The 15,530-nt window shown below is 31.7% G+C and carries 24 protein-coding genes; all 24 read right to left on the reverse strand.

Features of this window, described 5'->3' with window-relative positions; translation table 11 throughout:
• Positions 1-11 precede the first annotated feature (11 nt).
• The 24 genes from B8965_RS12825 to B8965_RS10815 all read right to left on the reverse strand — a co-directional run bounded on the left by B8965_RS12825 (position 12) and on the right by B8965_RS10815 (position 15,473).
• Positions 12-821 carry a hyaluronate lyase N-terminal domain-containing protein gene (locus tag B8965_RS12825; RefSeq protein ID WP_144015908.1) on the reverse strand — a complete coding sequence of 270 codons (810 nt, stop codon included), beginning with the start codon at positions 819-821 and terminating at the stop codon, positions 12-14.
• 14 nt (positions 822-835) lie between these two features.
• Complete coding sequence (locus B8965_RS10705; protein WP_084054174.1) at positions 836-1,078, reverse strand: hypothetical protein; 243 nt, start codon at positions 1,076-1,078, stop codon at positions 836-838.
• Between the two features lie 14 nt (positions 1,079-1,092).
• Positions 1,093-1,476, reverse strand: coding sequence for a phage tail-collar fiber domain-containing protein (locus B8965_RS10710; protein WP_084054175.1), 384 nt, complete (start codon positions 1,474-1,476; stop codon positions 1,093-1,095).
• Positions 1,473-2,288 (reverse strand): hypothetical protein, encoded by an 816-nt coding sequence (locus B8965_RS10715; protein ID WP_084054176.1) that lies wholly within the window; start codon positions 2,286-2,288, stop codon positions 1,473-1,475. Before B8965_RS10715 ends, B8965_RS10710 begins: the two co-directional genes overlap by 4 nt.
• The gene (locus B8965_RS10720; RefSeq protein WP_084054177.1) at positions 2,285-3,463 is read right to left on the reverse strand and encodes a baseplate J/gp47 family protein; all 1,179 of its coding nucleotides are present in this window, start codon (positions 3,461-3,463) and stop codon (positions 2,285-2,287) included. The genes B8965_RS10715 and B8965_RS10720 overlap by 4 nt, the downstream gene beginning before the upstream one ends.
• Positions 3,456-3,815, reverse strand: coding sequence for a DUF2634 domain-containing protein (locus B8965_RS10725; RefSeq protein ID WP_084054178.1), 360 nt, complete (start codon positions 3,813-3,815; stop codon positions 3,456-3,458). Before B8965_RS10725 ends, B8965_RS10720 begins: the two co-directional genes overlap by 8 nt.
• A 13-nt stretch (positions 3,816-3,828) precedes the next feature.
• Positions 3,829-4,152, reverse strand: a complete 324-nt coding sequence (locus B8965_RS10730; RefSeq protein WP_084054179.1) for a Gp138 family membrane-puncturing spike protein — start codon at positions 4,150-4,152, stop codon at positions 3,829-3,831.
• Positions 4,149-4,940 (reverse strand): phage protein, encoded by a 792-nt coding sequence (locus B8965_RS10735; protein ID WP_084054180.1) that lies wholly within the window; start codon positions 4,938-4,940, stop codon positions 4,149-4,151. The genes B8965_RS10730 and B8965_RS10735 overlap by 4 nt, the downstream gene beginning before the upstream one ends.
• Positions 4,921-5,268 (reverse strand): phage baseplate plug family protein, encoded by a 348-nt coding sequence (locus B8965_RS10740; RefSeq protein WP_084054181.1) that lies wholly within the window; start codon positions 5,266-5,268, stop codon positions 4,921-4,923. Before B8965_RS10740 ends, B8965_RS10735 begins: the two co-directional genes overlap by 20 nt.
• A gap of 7 nt (positions 5,269-5,275) precedes the next feature.
• On the reverse strand, positions 5,276-5,797 hold the full coding sequence (locus tag B8965_RS12495; protein WP_084054182.1) for a phage baseplate protein: 522 nt from the start codon (positions 5,795-5,797) through the stop codon (positions 5,276-5,278).
• A 102-nt stretch (positions 5,798-5,899) separates the two neighbouring features.
• A complete protein-coding gene (locus B8965_RS10750; RefSeq protein ID WP_084054183.1) occupies positions 5,900-6,406 on the reverse strand; it encodes a hypothetical protein in 507 nt (168 codons plus the stop codon).
• A 110-nt stretch (positions 6,407-6,516) separates the two neighbouring features.
• Positions 6,517-7,029 carry a hypothetical protein gene (locus tag B8965_RS10755; protein ID WP_084054184.1) on the reverse strand — a complete coding sequence of 171 codons (513 nt, stop codon included), beginning with the start codon at positions 7,027-7,029 and terminating at the stop codon, positions 6,517-6,519.
• Positions 7,030-7,076: 47 nt separating this feature from the next.
• Complete coding sequence (locus B8965_RS10760; RefSeq protein ID WP_144015911.1) at positions 7,077-9,632, reverse strand: phage tail tape measure protein; 2,556 nt, start codon at positions 9,630-9,632, stop codon at positions 7,077-7,079.
• 172 nt (positions 9,633-9,804) lie between these two features.
• The gene (locus tag B8965_RS10765; RefSeq protein WP_084054186.1) at positions 9,805-10,092 is read right to left on the reverse strand and encodes a hypothetical protein; all 288 of its coding nucleotides are present in this window, start codon (positions 10,090-10,092) and stop codon (positions 9,805-9,807) included.
• A 65-nt stretch (positions 10,093-10,157) separates the two neighbouring features.
• Complete coding sequence (locus tag B8965_RS10770; RefSeq protein ID WP_084054187.1) at positions 10,158-10,559, reverse strand: phage structural protein; 402 nt, start codon at positions 10,557-10,559, stop codon at positions 10,158-10,160.
• Positions 10,560-10,572: 13 nt separating this feature from the next.
• On the reverse strand, positions 10,573-11,574 hold the full coding sequence (locus B8965_RS10775) for a DUF3383 family protein (RefSeq protein WP_084054188.1): 1,002 nt from the start codon (positions 11,572-11,574) through the stop codon (positions 10,573-10,575).
• Entirely contained in the window at positions 11,571-12,080 is a 510-nt protein-coding gene (locus tag B8965_RS10780) for a phage neck terminator protein (RefSeq protein WP_084054189.1), read from the reverse strand. The genes B8965_RS10775 and B8965_RS10780 overlap by 4 nt, the downstream gene beginning before the upstream one ends.
• Before the next feature lies 1 nt (position 12,081).
• A complete protein-coding gene (locus B8965_RS10785; protein ID WP_084054190.1) occupies positions 12,082-12,435 on the reverse strand; it encodes a hypothetical protein in 354 nt (117 codons plus the stop codon).
• Positions 12,435-12,947, reverse strand: coding sequence for a hypothetical protein (locus tag B8965_RS10790; RefSeq protein WP_084054191.1), 513 nt, complete (start codon positions 12,945-12,947; stop codon positions 12,435-12,437). The genes B8965_RS10785 and B8965_RS10790 overlap by 1 nt, the downstream gene beginning before the upstream one ends.
• A gap of 2 nt (positions 12,948-12,949) precedes the next feature.
• Positions 12,950-13,207, reverse strand: a complete 258-nt coding sequence (locus tag B8965_RS10795) for a head-tail connector protein (RefSeq protein WP_084054192.1) — start codon at positions 13,205-13,207, stop codon at positions 12,950-12,952.
• Between the two features lie 4 nt (positions 13,208-13,211).
• A complete protein-coding gene (locus tag B8965_RS12830; protein WP_084054193.1) occupies positions 13,212-13,406 on the reverse strand; it encodes a Rho termination factor N-terminal domain-containing protein in 195 nt (64 codons plus the stop codon).
• Positions 13,407-13,451: 45 nt separating this feature from the next.
• On the reverse strand, positions 13,452-14,474 hold the full coding sequence (locus B8965_RS10805; protein WP_084054194.1) for a major capsid protein: 1,023 nt from the start codon (positions 14,472-14,474) through the stop codon (positions 13,452-13,454).
• 14 nt (positions 14,475-14,488) lie between these two features.
• Positions 14,489-15,118, reverse strand: a complete 630-nt coding sequence (locus B8965_RS10810) for a phage scaffolding protein (RefSeq protein ID WP_084054195.1) — start codon at positions 15,116-15,118, stop codon at positions 14,489-14,491.
• Between the two features lie 61 nt (positions 15,119-15,179).
• A complete protein-coding gene (locus B8965_RS10815) occupies positions 15,180-15,473 on the reverse strand; it encodes a hypothetical protein (RefSeq protein WP_084054196.1) in 294 nt (97 codons plus the stop codon).
• Positions 15,474-15,530: the final 57 nt, after the last annotated feature.

Genomic DNA, 15,530 nt, shown 5'->3' on the forward strand with positions numbered 1-15,530 from the left:
GCAAACCTCCATTAAGATTGATAAATTAAAACAAATGACAACGTGTCGCCAGTTGCCAATCCGTTTAATGCTGCAACCCTTAAACCGTCTGTATCTCTGTTATATATTAATGCAGGTAAAACTTTACCTGTATTTGCCCCTGTTAGCATATAAACATTGCACGTTGCATATGCCAATGGTCTATACTCACTAGGTAAGGTTGTCACAACAGTGTAGGTTGCTATAGTCCCTACTGTTAAATTTCCATACAAAACAACCTGCCCTAAATCATTTTTAGAATATTTTAATGTACCAGTCCACCCATTTTGTAAAGTTGCACTTATCCAGTTTTTTTGCTTAGCTGTAGCCACTTTTGTCCAAGGTTTCCATCCAATAGCAGCACTCTTAACTCTATAGAATGAGTCCCCTTCTTCATCATTTAGTGTTGAATAAGCCACCGTGGCTCTTTGTGTCACAACTGTACCACTAGCTTTAAATACCTCTATCAAATAAGTTGCAATTCCTACAGTTATAGGCAAATCTAAAGTGTTCGATGATACAACCTTATAAAATCCTGTATTTAAAAGCTCATTTGCACTTTCTACAACGGTTTCTTTCAATCCTAATGGGCTTGCATACCCTCTCGTAATTTTAATGTCATTTAAGTCTGTCGTAATTTCTGCCAAATGTGCATCAAATGCTTCTTTACTCACAAGACCTATATTTCCACCTGTATTGCCAACAAAAAGTTCTTTTGTATCTGTACATAGTGCAGGTTCTCCCACGCTAAGACTAGGTAGACTTGCCTTTAAACCTCTTCTTATTTGTATTTTATTCGCCATTTTAATTCTCCTTTCTAATATATCCCACCATCAATTAGTACGCCATTTGGTTCATTTCCATCGAAATTTCCACCGTTAATGGGCATATAATTTAGAAACTCTTTCAATTGGATTATTTTTTCATTTAAAAATGCGTCATTATTAATTAGTTTTTCATTTATTTGGTTAAAAAGTTCAGCATCATTAGGATCTGTACGCTCTAGTTTTCTTATACTTGTTGTAATTTCTTTAGGATCTTTAATTTCATAGTCTGCCATAACTTATCCCTCCTTTAAAAAAGTTCATCCCATTCAATTTCTATCCTAGTATCTCCATCTTTATTTTTAGGGCTAAATGTTTTAACTGCAACTAAGTCCCCTTCACTATCATAAATACCAACAGCAGATACCTGAGTTCCTATACTTTCTTCAAAATTCAAAGAGCCCTTTATCCTTACCGTTGTAGGATTAAAGAGCTCTGTATTATCTAAATCTTTTTTCATAAATTCCCCAGGAACTAAAGTAAGGTCTTGAGAAGGTTTAATAGGATTTCCTAATGTATCATGCCCACCATCACCAAAAGCAATCTTTGTTATAATTGGCAATGGAGCAAGTCCTAAATGTGCCTTAGCAAACTTCTCTCTTGCTTTTATAGTCGTAACCACATATTCACTCACTTTCTCACCTCCAGAACATTTACTTTATTAATCACCCTATCCCTCAAACTATCTAAGTTAGTCTGACCATTTAAAAAGTAAGTACCATCTAGATATGCTTTACTTCTTAATACATCTACATTTATGATATCTAAAATTATTTTTTGATTTATAGTTACTAAAGAACTACTTTTATGAAATATATTAATCTTTACTGAATTTCTTATGTTAATCCCAAAATTACAAACTATTTTTTCTGGTAATTCCCAATATAATTTAATTGCACCAGCTGCTACACGTTTAATATTGTTCTTTGCACTTTCAAAAGCTAATAATTTATCATTATTAATTTCAAGACCAGCATTTAAAAATGTTTCGCCATTTAAGAAATATGAACCATTTAACCTAATAATTTCTCCAATTATTACTGGTTGTGTATTTATGTTGTTAACTATTAAACATAACCCTGCAGGTTCATTTCCATATTTAGAATCAATCCATGTTTCACTTAATCCTTCATAACTATCCCCTAGCAAAAATGAAGCAACTTCATTAATCGTCTCTATGTCACCAGGAGATTGATTAGCTTTTATTTTTACCTTTATTGCTTTTCTATAATTCAAATCGTCATTATCATTTCTATACTCGAGAACATTTCTGCCAATCTTGTCAAGGGTAAATCCTTTTGCTCTATCCATATCCCTATAAAGTTCAATCATCTTAAATGTATATTCTAATTCTTTGAATTCACTTTCAGTTAATTCAAAGAGCTTTGCATTTATACTATTAGGATTTTTATTATAGTTATCTGGTAATTTCTCTATTAGATTCATAAAATCAACACCTTATCAGGGCTGGTATTTGCCACTTCCTTATTACTAACTAAGATATTTAAAGATGAATATGTTTGTCCATCCACACTTACTTCTATATTTACATCATCAACTCCACTAATTTTACTTACTTCAAATATAATTTTACTTACTATAACGTCTCTTCCTAGACCTAAACCTTTATAATTAGTACCATCTGAATCTATGCCACCTATATATTTAATTATATTAGTCTTGATTAAATCATCACCATTAGAAGGATATTTTTCATTTTTAGTAATTGTTACTTTTACATATGTTTCTTTTATTGTTGGTCTTGTAAAACCAATCAAATGTGACCTTCCTTTGCTATCTAGAACAATTATTTCAGTAGTTCCGTAACTACGTATTCCACCAGCTTTTGCATTTAAAATAGTTTTAGCAACTTCTGTATCATCACCACCATATACAAAAGGAGCCAAACTTTTCGGGGGAATTCCATTATTTTCTTGCATCGTATCATTTTCTTCTACTAATGCATCTTTTATTGTATCCATACTTAAAAGTGATGCTTCAACGGATTCCCTCGTACTACTACCACCCATTGAAACAGACCTATCATATCTTTCTCTAAACTCGTAATCATCTTCAACCTCTCTGCCATCTTGTGTTGGTTCAAGGTTTGTTATGCTCTCTACTCCAGGAATAGGCTTAACTATTTCTGTTATAGAATTAGCAGAAACATTGCCAATTTTCCCAGGTTCAATAGCTTTTATATTTACAATTACATATCCAACATTAGTAATAATTACGTCTCCCATGGTTTGAAAGAAAATTTCATTTGTAGTAGAACATAAAAAACCAGTCGGTATTCTTGTCCCGACTGTACCCGTAATTTTTATTTTCCCTATTGCTTCTACTTTCCCTTTTTTATTAGTACCAATATATTTCCCTACATGACTTAATGATACTCCTTCAGCTGTATCAATATAGGCACTAAAATATATTTTCTCAGCTTCTTCCCAAAGTTTGCTAATTTCCCAGGCATTTGTGCGTATATATAAGCCTAATGGACTTTTTTCACTAAGATTAACGTCCTCACCAAATAAATTTCTTGCCCTGGCTTCCATATCTTCCTGAATGTCTATATATGTTTTTCTTTTGAATCCCTTAGCAGTCAAACCAAAGTCAACCAATAGGTATCACCTCATTTCCGTTAATGGTGTTACCAGTTTTCATTAATAAAATAAAGCTAACTTTTAAATACCTTCGTGCATTATCAAAACTTATTTCTACTTTCTCCACTTTTTCTATACGGTCTTCTTGAGATAAAGCTTTCACTATGGCCATTCTAATTCTTTCTTTGTCAATTTGCTTGCCTTGTAAAACCTTATAATCAAGACCAAAATCTATATTTAAAAACCATTCTCCAATATTAGTACTTAGTAACCTTTCTATACTTTGTTTTTCTTCTTCTATTCCTTCTACTAAAACAATATCTTTACCATCAAAAACAATATCACCGTTTTTAATTTTAAATGTTTTCATTATTTATCATCACCTAACTCAATAATCCCAGAATAATGCCATCTGATAAATCATGTTTTCTTTCCCCAGATCCATCTAATGCTCTTTCTGCAAAAACTACTAGGACCGTATCCCCTTTTTCATAAAATGGATGACTAACTGAAATGATAGAATTCTCTTTTGTCTTTTGTTTTAGTATAGGAATATTAATAAGCATAGGTAAATCAATAAAAAGTGGAACGACATCAGCAGTACCTTGTGCTTCATTAAATTTTTCTATTTTGCAAGGCATACAAGTGTGCAAGTTATTTATTTTGCTATTAACTAAACCCTCTAAGAAATTTATAGCTCTACTCATTTTCCTACCACCTCAACGTTTGTTATAAAGTCTCCATGATGACTTCCTTTAATAACCCTATATATGCCATTAGCTGTTTTACTCTCTATTTTAAGAATGCTGTCAATATTTATCCTATGATTAAGTAACATTTTAACTTTATAACCAAATATCATTTTCCCATCTATTTCTTCTTCAAATGGTACAGGAGTTTCAATTAATCCAGTATCAGCATTTAATACAAAACCCGTTACAGTTCCTTCATCCCAAGGCCTAATATAAATTTTGCCATGATTTATGTAAAATTTACTTTTAGTATCTTTAACTATTGATCTAATGGCACTTTCCAAGGTGCCTGATACACTTCTACCATTTTTATAAACAATATTATCAGCAACAGTTATTTCCCCAATTTCTAATCCAAATATTCCAGTCAAATCATTCAGTATCTGTTTTGCAGTAATACCAGCCTTATAAGTGTTACTTACTTTCGTTCTATACCATTCCTTAGATCCATCACCAACCAAAAGCTTTATTAATTTATCTACACCTTCCCATGATGTTTCGACTTTAGCAATGCCACCAATTAAAATACTTCCTACATCACCTTCATATCCAGCATTTAAAATTATTGTTTTATCCTTGCGAATACTCTCTATTGTACTATCAGAAAGATTAAATATTTTCACTTCTGAAATATTAGGTTCTGGATCTTGGTCAAAATCAATCTTAAAATCAATTTCAAAGTTATCATTAGTAAATGATTTATCCGCAGTAATTATTTCAATTTTACGTTTCCAAAGTTTCATCTTCTTGCTCCTCTGGATCAATGATATACAAAAATACTTTTTCATTTATATTATCTAAACCTACCCTATTTTCTTCTTCCGCTAAATCCCAAGGAATTATTGCAACTTTAGGGATATCTAAGTAAGAAACATTTTGAAATAAAGGTTGTCCATAAACTATTTTCTCACCTGATACTATTAATTCTTCACTTTTATATAAATCAACAGTTAAAAACTCGCCTAAAGAATTATAATTAATTTCAAAAAGAAAGGTTTCCCCTTTTAACTGAATCTCAAAATCATAGGGGATACTGTCTTTTTCTATTTCAATATAATCTAAATCTAACACTAATGTATCATCCCCTTATTTTTCTTATTTCAGCTGCTGAAACCTTTTGCTTTAATTTCTTTTTACTATTTTTACTGCTTTTTTTCTTTTTTGTTTGTTTTTTTCCCTTTTTTTCTTTCTTTTTAGTTTTAATATTAACTTTTGGGGGTAAATTTGATTTTTTTATATTTATTGTTTTTCCTTCTGCAATTCTCACATGTTTAAGTGTCATAGTAAAAGAAAACCCATTTGCAATACCTTTATCATGAGTGGTGTCTAACTGTTCAATTACTACATTGTAAAAGATATTTCTACCTGTATACGTTAATAATTTTCCTTCATTTTTATATTTATTTAATTTAGCTAATTTATCTCCTGCATCATCACCAACAACTACACCATTTATAGTAAGAAAAATAGGTTTAGGCTTGATGTGATCAGCTATATCCTGTCCTCTTTCTACTGGTTTTTCTGTTACCTCTACACTACCAGAAGGGGTTTCTTTTTCTACTGCTGAAAACTCAATATCTTCTAATCTAGCTAAGTTCATGAAATTCACCTACTTATAGATATAAAAAATAGCACTTAATTAAGTGCTATTTTTTATGTTAATAGTATTGATTATTATTTTCTTGGGTTATTTATATCCCTGTTAATACTGTTCTTCTCCATTAACAGTAAGTAGCATAGCATGCATCGAACCTGTTTCACCAACAACATTGTCTATACCTTCTACATTAGAGTAACCATTTCCAGATAGGGTTCCCCAAACTTCAATTTTATCCCCTATCTCAGCATTAAAATAACTATGTTGGATAGGCATAACATAACCGTTTTCATTTTTGACCAACCACGCTGAAGAATCTCCGATATTATCAATAGTAGTTTTTTGAATTAATTCCCCTTTAAAATAATAATCCATACCGGTAAAATCATAGTCTCCTTTTGTAACTAATACTGCCCCAGCTTTTGCAGGATGATTTTCAGCATTTTTTTCACATTCTGCTTTGAAATCAGGCTTTTTTTCTCCTTCACTCTTAATGTTATCTTCTGTTATTTCTGTTTCCTCAACTTTTTGCTCAGTTTCTGTAGAGTTACCACAAGCAAATAATGAAAAAGCTAACACTATGTTTAAAGCTGTTAATAATATTTTTTTCATACAACCCCTCCTTGTAATAATCATTATGTATAAACTACAACATCTTCCAATCAAACTAATTTCATTGAAGTTACCTACTTATAGATATAAAAATAGCACTTAATTAAGTGCTATTCTAAGCTTTTATGTTCCCAGTATTGGTCAGCTACTATTTTAAAGTTATAAATATCGAAGTTTTCCCAGTTAATATCTTGAGCATTATCTTTTCTAAGTAAAATTCTCATAATAGGCAATTCTTCGGTATTACCTTTCACGTCTACCAATTCATCTACCCAAGTAATATTTACTTCTGATATTCCATTTATCTTGAAAGCCTTTTGAAAGACATCTCTGCTGTAGTCAAGATATTGTAATTTCGATACTGAATCAAAAGCTTCAATATTAACTATTTTATTCCCTTCTCCAGCTATAACATCTTCTATAAAGTTAATCTTAATCTTGTCCTTATTCCTTTGTCCTACATTTTTAATAACCATTTCTTTTATTTGATCCTCTAGACTCATTGGTTCTTTTTTTGCTTCATTTTCTACTTTTTCATTAACATTATCTGAGCTGCAACCAGTAATGAATGATAACATAATAACTAGAATTAAAATAATATTGAATTTATGAATAACAATCACCCCTTATTGGATTATTATAACAGATAATACAATATAACTCATTACAATTAATTGCTAATAGGTCTTTTCAAGAGTAACATTTCCCAATATCTTTCCATAAGAGAGTATAATCTTTTTTCTAATTCTCTTTCTAAATCAGTTGGAGCATTTTCCATTGCCCCACCTTCAATAGCTACCTTAATTACTGGGCTAAAGACATTGTTTCCTCCACCACCAATTGCTTGTCTAGTTTCCTTGTTAGTGCTTACGCTTGCACCTCTACGGAGATTTAATAATTCAGGACCTTCTTCCCCAACAATTGCTGGTCCTCCCCTATGGAAGTTGGTTCCTTTAGCTAACATAGGGATGTTGGCTATATTAGCACTTTTTCCTCCCACAACCGGAATCCAGCCTGGTGCTTTAATAGAGTTAATACCACCAATAAGCCTATTAATAGCCCCAATGATTATATTGATTGATGAAACAGCACTGTTTTTCATGCCTTCCCATAAATTGTTCATTATATTTCTAGCAGTTTCACTTTTCTGATATAAAACAACTAATCCTCCTGCTAATAATGCAACAAGTCCGATAACCAAACCAATAGGATTTGCATTTAAGGCAATATTCAAAGCCCACTGGGCAGCAGTCATAGTTTTTATAGCCAGCGAACTTCCTACTATTGCAATTTTCTGTGCTACCCATGCAACAGTTGTTGCGGCAATAGAATAAACAACACGCCAACCACTTAGGGCATAATTAACCATTGAAACAATTAGCTGAGTGGTTATAATCCCTGCTGTTTTAATAGCTTCCCAACCAGACCTTATCAAAGACATTATAAATTGGCCAGTAATAACTCCTGCGGTCTTTACTGCTTCCCAGCCTGTTTTTATAAAACTTAGTATTAATTCTCCAACTAGCTTTCCATGCAACCAGCCAGCCAAAAAAGCAGTACGTATAAAACTTGCACCTAAACTACCAACTATTCTTGCTCCCGTTATAACTGCTTCTATTCCTGTTTTTATTAATGCTGGAGTAAATAAAACACCTAAAGTAGTAGCAACTGTTTTTATGGTATTTTCATTTTCTATTAAAACGTTTTTGATATCGTTCCAAGTACCAATAAACCATTTAGATATATTGTTTTGAAAATTATCAAACCATTCTGTTAAAATAACAAATCTTTCTTTTATTGCAATAACTATAGTTGAAATTTTAGTTTTAATATTATTCCAATTCTTATAAAGTAAGAAGCCAGCTACTGCTAATCCTAATACCACTGCTGTGGCAATACCAAAAGGGGTGGCCAACCAACCAACAATTCCCCCAGCAGCTGCTAATCCTTTTTTTACTTTAGCAAATACCGTAATTCCTTTACCAACCGTCCATATTAAAGGACCAATAACTGCTGTTAGCCCAGCTATTACAATAATGTCCTTTTTGGCTTCAATATTTAAGCTTCTAAAATTCTTTATAAACTCTGACCCTTTTGATAAAAAAGAACCTATAACTGGTAAAATAATATTACCTATTTCTTTTCCGAGTAGACCCATTTGATTTCTAAAAAATACTATTTTAGATTTTGTTGTTTTAAATCTTTCCTCTGCTTCTTTTGTAAGTGCGTTATTTTCTTCCCATGCTTTAGATCCCATTTTCAAACTCTTATTAAACAAATCTCCTGCTCCGCTTGCTCTTAATAAAGCATCTCGAATTAAAAAGTCATTTAACTCTAAACTCTCCAAAATTGGTACAATATTAGCACCTTTTTTTTGTAAATCGCCCATACCTTCAATAAAAGAAACAATTGCACCTGAAGAATTATTTTTAAATGTTTCTGCAAATTCCTTTGAACTCTTTCCAGCCACTGCAGCAAATAATTCCAATTTTTCTCCACCAGCTAATACATTGTTTTGTATGTCTAACATAACCTTACTAAATGCAGATCCACCTGCTTCTGCTCTAATCCCAACACTCGACAAAGCACCTGCAAAACTAAGAATATCAGCCTCAGACATACCTACTTGCTTTCCTGCCCCAGCTAGTCTCAGACCCATTTCTACAATTTCACCTTCTGTGGTAACAAGTTTGTTGCCAAGATGTACTACAGTAGATCCTAATCTATCAAAGTTATCTTGAGACATCTCAGTAATATTTGCTAACCTAGCCAATGCTGTTGCTGCTTCTTCACTAACCATATTTGTGGCAACACCCATTTTAGCCATAGTGTCAGTAAATCCTAAAATATTTTCATTCCTAATCCCTAATTGTCCAGCTGCTTCAGCAATCCCATAAATTTCAGTTGTTAAAATTGGTATCTTATCTGCTGATAAATCATCTAAAGATTTTTCAAGCTGTTTAAACTCTTCTTCCGTCATATCAATTGTTTTACGTGTTCCAGCAAAAGCATCTTCCATATCTATTGCAATTTTACCAGCTAAAGTTCCCATTCCAATAATAGGAGCGGAGATACCAACTGTCATTTTTTTGCCTACACTTTCAAAACCCTTGCCCATTTTTTCATATTGTTTTGCAAGTTCTATCGACTTTTCCTTGGATTCATCCATTTTTTTATTAACTGCATCTATTTCATCAACTGCATTACCTTGAAAACCTATAGACACAAATAAATCTCTTAAAGAAGACAATTGGCATCACCGCCCTTTCCCGTTATCTTTACTAATTTCAATATAATAATCTAATGCTGCATTAGCTTCTATAACTTCTTCCTCGTCCATTTTTAGCGCATCTGAATAACTGATATTTCCATCTAAAACAAGTCTCCAGAATGGCCAATTACTCTTTGCTTTCTTTTTCGCTAGAGCTTGGATTAACCTTGGTTTGGAGAAATGACTCTATCTCATTTACCAACTTTCCAGCAGTTTCAAAATCATCATCAAAATCACTCATTTTAATCTTAGGATTTATAACACAATGTTTGAAAAGTTCTTCAATATATGGAGATTTCATTAAAATACCATACTTGTTTGAATGTCTATCAATCATATCCATATAGGATTTAAAAGGTATTCTTTGTATAGTAAATTCCTTGCCATTAATTTTAACTGTTTTTTGTTTTAACATAATTCATCATCCTCCAATAATTTTTTTAAATAAAAAAGCACCTAGTTTTTAATTAACTAAGTGCCTTACTTGAATTGTAGATCAGCTACGAAAAAGACAAACTCTCTTTCGGATATTTCTTTGTCGGCTTCATATGTTGCTGGTTTTCTTACTCTGCATTCAGAACCACCAACTTGAATAGCATTTTGATTCAAATCAACTATTTGTACTGGTACTATAGCATTAACACCTTTTCTATTTGCCAGGTCTGTTAAATAAATTACTGAGGGACTTGTGCTTTCTAATGTTACAGTTATTTCTCCTGTTCTATCATTAGATTCAGAAACAGCTACTTCTCCCTTAGCTCCAACATATTCAGTAAAATTATCTTCATTTCTTTCCGCCTTAACAAAACTACCCTCAGCAAAACCGGTTAAAGCAATGCCACCTACTATAACATTTACATCTTCAGTATCAAATGTCCTCAATTAAATCCCCTCCTTAATACGTAAGCACTCCAGATATTTTACCAGTATGAATAGCACCAGCTAGTTTAGCAGACCAATTAATACCGTTGTAAATTCTCTGAGCTACATCATTAAATTCAGCATCTTCTCTTTTTGAAAATGTTATTTCATAAATTCCATTTCCATTTTCATCTTTAAGTATTATGCCTTTTTGTACCGCTTGTTTTAAGACTTTTTCAGCTACAGATACTAGCATTGAAATGCCTGTATTGTCATAAGGTATCTTAGGAGTACTAGTAGCTAATTTCATAGCCTCGTTTTCCATAGTAGCTTTAATAAAATGAGCTCCTATTACTACATCTATATATTCCCCAGAAGTTGTAATACCCTCTGTAGTTTGTAACACTCCCATTTTTTTAATATAAGAGAATCCACCATTCTCATGTAGCTTATTTAAATCAGCTGTAGCAATGTTAGAAGCTTGTACCCCTTCTATAGTTTTGAATTTAAATGTGACACTACCTGGTTCATATGCTTGACCAATAGCAGCTAAACCTTCGGAAACAAATGCCTCTGTATCATTATGATACATTACTGTTGCATTTTCATTTTGCATAGTTTCAACTAATGCTTTATTTTGAGTAGTAGAAAAATATATTCTTATTTGGCCATCTGTCCAATTAGCTAATTCTTTAATTACATCATCACCATTCTCAGTACAGGTTAAATAGTACCAATCATTATTCACCTCTATTAAGGCTTGTAATTCATTAACTAAATCAGTTGGTGACCCTGTAGAACTGTCCCATAAAATACTATGTATAGCTATTCTTTTTGGAATCTCTTTTTGTCCAAAAATTCTGCTAGCCAATTTGTATTCCTTGGATTCTTCCCCATAATCCTTAGCAATTTCTTGTAGGTCTTTATATTCCGTATAAGGTTTATCTTTACTAGTTCCCAAAATTAAAATAATCCCAAACCCTTGCTGAGAGATGGGCTTAGTTATTTTTTGTATGTCGACCACAAAATCTTTCATACTTTACCTCCTTTTATTTTAAACTTTTCTATAGTTTCAACTTTTAATTTACTTTGACTCGAATACCTTAAGGTTACATCAAAGCCATATCTTTTTTCATAGTTATCTATTATCTGTATTGTCCTATCTTGAATATCTGAACATTCAACAACAACAAGATTATTGTTCTTCAAAAGCAATCTACCTTTAAAGTTAAACCATTTTTTAATTTTATTAGCTAAATCAATCGCTTCTAAATCATCTAAACTATAACTACTAAAAGATATAACCATCTTAGGTTGTTCTTCCCTAGTGTATTCAATATCATATTCAAAATTAGGATCAATAGATGGTATAGGCTCTAAGAGCAAATTAAAACCACCTTGATTTTTATGCAAGGTGGTAAATTTATAACTTATAAAAGGATATTTAGGCTTTTTATTTGGATTATCAGTAGGAATAACTGGAACTTGTAAAAACTCATATAGCCCCTTAACTATGAAATTTCTCATATCCTTATATTCCAAGTCATTCCCCTGCCCTTCTAGCTAAATATACTCTTAAACCACTAGCATGTTCTGTATAATCAATTTCCTCAGATAATGTAAATTCATTATCCTTATAAACTATCTTTTGACCAATTAATAATTTTTTATGAATGTATATTTTTATATCCTGCCTAGTATATTGTCCACCTTCACTATATTGGATATTGGAGTTTAAATCCTTGATAGAAAGTTGGAATACTGCAGCCTCTTCATCCACTGGTTCAGATTGACCTGAAACCCAGGTGCCTCCATTTTCATAATCATAATATCCTTCTTTATCACTTATGAGTTTAATAATAGTTGAGTGTTTTTTTATTAAATTACTAAAGTTCATTAACCTCTCACCACCCTATAAGTAATTGAATCTCTTAGTTTACCTGTATTAATAAGGGGATTGCTACTGCCCTTATTGGAGATAGTCATAGGATGATTAGATGGTTCTTTTAAATCTGTCAAATATTCTTGAATTTGATCTACTGAATATTGACCAACTAAATCAAAAAACTGATTAGTTCTAATATCCAAAGATAATACTCTTATAAGGAGTTTTTTTGCAGTTTTATAAATTTCTTTTTTTCTGTCTTCAAACCCACTCCTTATAAAAGATCTCTCTGGAATTTTTATATCTTTAGTAGTTCTTTTTAAATGAAGTCCTTGACTATGTAAATATGCACGCATTTTTGGAGTAACTTTTATATCGCAACCATATTCATTCACATTAGCAATCATTAAAATTTCAGAACCAGCATCACTAAATATTCCTACCTCTATTTTTTGGTTTATTAACTCTTCAAGCATTTCTTTGTATTTTGGAATATTATTTTTATCTTGAATTTTTATACTCATAGTTACCACTTTAACCTTTTATAAGGTCTTAATAAATTTAAGACATCTACTGGAAAGTTTTTAACTTCAAAGTATGATTGCTTTAAATCTGATATTCCTTCACTCTGAACTGTTGCATCTTTTGAATCATATTTTATAAGTTTATCTATTGCTAGTTTAATAGGTCCAGGAGCTTCTTCTACTTGTTTTAATTCTTTGAAATTACCTGTTTCATCTTTTATAAGTTGAAAATAGACTACCTTTAATTCTTCCAAGGTCATAAAATCACCCCTTTAAGGTTTCAAGAAGTTCATCTTTTTTCATCTTAGAATATCCTTCTATTTCTTTTTCTTTGGCTAACTCTTTTAATTCTTCTACTGTCAAATCTTCAAGCATTTTGCAAATTTCATATTCTTCTTCTTTTTTATGACTTAGTACATGCTTTCTTAGTCTTAAAATTCTTCTCTCATATCTATCCATGTATATACCCCCTTAAAAGTATAAAAGAGAGGTTTATCCCTTCTCTTATTCATTCTCTAGCTTGAATAAAAACTTAACTATTCTAACTTTCTTAGGCTCATATACTCTTTGGAAGTTAAGACCATTTTCTAACTCGTCAAGTGTTGGGAACTTTCCAGCAACTGATGATTCAGTAAACTTAACTCCTCTAGGATGTAGTATCGATAACTTTCTATTAACTAAAATATCTTCACCTGCAAGAGATAGCCCTTTTCTTACCACTTCTGTTTCTAATATCTTAGGGTCACTTCCATTACCCCAAGCAATAGCTCCTCTACCAAATAGATACATTTCTGCTGATTTAGTTAATGGGTCATAAGCCATAGCATCATCAACTATAACCTTTTTACCTTTATATGTTTTCATTACTACATTACCTTCTGAATCTCTTATAACTTCTATCTCATCTTGTTTAACTAGATGATTTTCTACTTCTGAGTGCATCATAATAGCAGTTAGAAGTTCTTTAGCATCTCCCATTAATTGTTGTGCGTCTAAGAAAGAATGAGAGTTTAGCACCGCTTTATTTCCGAGTTCTGCTGTTATATCATATACTTTTTCTTTCATTGTTGTAGATGCAAACACTCCATCTAGTGTAGAAAGAAGTACTTTTTGATATGTTCTGTTCCAATAATCAGCGAATCTATCAGCTATTACTCTCATTGGATCATCACCTGCTAAGTGTCCTGCTAATGCATTAGCTCCAAAGGACTTAACAAATGCTAGTTTTCTTGCTATATCTTGCCCTGTTGTGATTTTACCTGGTACTGTTTCGCCATCATCATCCATTATCTCTACTTCACCTGTTAAATCGTTCCAAAATGGCATGTGAATTAAAGTGTTGGGACCACTTGCTAAAGCATCAAATTCTTTGTCGTGCTCAGCTATGCCTGATTGAATCAATTCTGATAACTCCATAGTTTTATTTACTACATAAGGTGTAAATACCTCTGGTTGTATCACATCTGCTATTTTAGTTGTTGAAGATGCAAATAACTGTAAGTTCAATTTTAATCCTTTATGTTTCATTCTTCATCTCTCCTTTAATTAATAGCTATTTTTAATTTAGCTGCAAGTTCTGGGTTTTCTTTTAATAGTTTTCCTTGCTCAGTTAGGTTAAAATGCTCCTTACTAAATGGATTATTTTTACATTCTGGATCTACTGGATTGGTATCTTTATTAGGCTCTCTGCCTTTTAATGTATCTGAACCAAATAAATAAGACTCCTGTTCTTTAAGAGTCTTTAATTGTTCTTCTAATCCTATTAAATTCTCTCCATCAAGACTAACTTTCTCTAAATCTAACAAAGCCTTAACTGCTTTTAAATTTTTTGCTTTTTCATCTTTAAGTTTTAATTCTATGGATGTCTCTTTTCTCAAAGCTACTATTTTAGTCTCATACTCTTCCTTTGTTGTTTTATTTAATTTCTCCAGTTCGTTTATTTTAGTAGTAAGTTCTTCATTACCTGCAGCTTTAATTTTTAGTTCTCCTAACTGCTTATCCCTTTCTTTAATCTGAATTTGTAAATCTGATAGTTGATTATTTATACCATCAAATTTATTTTTTTCTACATAATCAGAGCTATCAACTAAGTCAATATCTTTGTACTTAGTCTTAATATCTTCTGGTATTTGTTTAAAATGTTCTCCTAGTATTTCACTTAACTTTGGCATTTACCTCATTCCTTTCTTAGCCTTTTACGCCTTGCTAAAGGCAAAATAAAAAGCCTTATTTCTAAGACTTATTAAAAGCACAATTTATTTGAAAACCTTTATTAATTTGTTGTGATATTTTATTGTTTATTTCCTCCATAGATGTATTAATATTTCCATACTCACCCATCTTAATTGTTATTGGAGTATGTTTTCTAGTAAAAGGTTGTCTTAAGGGTGCAGTATTAGGCATAGTTCTACTTTCTAGGTTAGGCTTTGACATTTCAGCTAATGCACAAGCCACCATTCTCTTATTGTTGCAAGCATCTTTATTTTTGCAATTTTTGCATTCATCACATATTTTGCTTAAAGTCATTTATTGTTCTCACCTCATTTTTTAGCAAACTAAAAAGACCTATTTCTAAGTCTCATT

This window comes from Desulfonispora thiosulfatigenes DSM 11270, from assembly GCF_900176035.1.
Taxonomy (GTDB): domain Bacteria; phylum Bacillota; class Peptococcia; order Peptococcales; family Desulfonisporaceae; genus Desulfonispora; species Desulfonispora thiosulfatigenes.

Bases quoted from the DNA above. Each gene is read 5' to 3' on its own strand.
- B8965_RS12825 (WP_144015908.1), bottom strand. From the start codon at position 821: ATGGCGAATAAAATACAAATAAGAAGAGGTTTAAAGGCAAGTCTACCT.
- B8965_RS10705 (WP_084054174.1), bottom strand. From the start codon at position 1,078: ATGGCAGACTATGAAATTAAAGATCCTAAAGAAATTACAACAAGTATA.
- B8965_RS10715 (WP_084054176.1), bottom strand. From the start codon at position 2,288: ATGAATCTAATAGAGAAATTACCAGATAACTATAATAAAAATCCTAAT.
- B8965_RS10725 (WP_084054178.1), bottom strand. From the start codon at position 3,815: ATGAAAACATTTAAAATTAAAAACGGTGATATTGTTTTTGATGGTAAA.
- B8965_RS10730 (WP_084054179.1), bottom strand. From the start codon at position 4,152: ATGAGTAGAGCTATAAATTTCTTAGAGGGTTTAGTTAATAGCAAAATA.
- B8965_RS10735 (WP_084054180.1), bottom strand. From the start codon at position 4,940: ATGAAACTTTGGAAACGTAAAATTGAAATAATTACTGCGGATAAATCA.
- B8965_RS12495 (WP_084054182.1), bottom strand. From the start codon at position 5,797: ATGAACTTAGCTAGATTAGAAGATATTGAGTTTTCAGCAGTAGAAAAA.
- B8965_RS10750 (WP_084054183.1), bottom strand. From the start codon at position 6,406: ATGAAAAAAATATTATTAACAGCTTTAAACATAGTGTTAGCTTTTTCA.
- B8965_RS10765 (WP_084054186.1), bottom strand. From the start codon at position 10,092: ATGTTAAAACAAAAAACAGTTAAAATTAATGGCAAGGAATTTACTATA.
- B8965_RS10775 (WP_084054188.1), bottom strand. From the start codon at position 11,574: ATGAAAGATTTTGTGGTCGACATACAAAAAATAACTAAGCCCATCTCT.
- B8965_RS10785 (WP_084054190.1), bottom strand. From the start codon at position 12,435: ATGAACTTTAGTAATTTAATAAAAAAACACTCAACTATTATTAAACTC.
- B8965_RS10790 (WP_084054191.1), bottom strand. From the start codon at position 12,947: ATGAGTATAAAAATTCAAGATAAAAATAATATTCCAAAATACAAAGAA.
- B8965_RS10795 (WP_084054192.1), bottom strand. From the start codon at position 13,207: ATGACCTTGGAAGAATTAAAGGTAGTCTATTTTCAACTTATAAAAGAT.
- B8965_RS12830 (WP_084054193.1), bottom strand. From the start codon at position 13,406: ATGGATAGATATGAGAGAAGAATTTTAAGACTAAGAAAGCATGTACTA.
- B8965_RS10805 (WP_084054194.1), bottom strand. From the start codon at position 14,474: ATGAAACATAAAGGATTAAAATTGAACTTACAGTTATTTGCATCTTCA.
- B8965_RS10810 (WP_084054195.1), bottom strand. From the start codon at position 15,118: ATGCCAAAGTTAAGTGAAATACTAGGAGAACATTTTAAACAAATACCA.
- B8965_RS10815 (WP_084054196.1), bottom strand. From the start codon at position 15,473: ATGACTTTAAGCAAAATATGTGATGAATGCAAAAATTGCAAAAATAAA.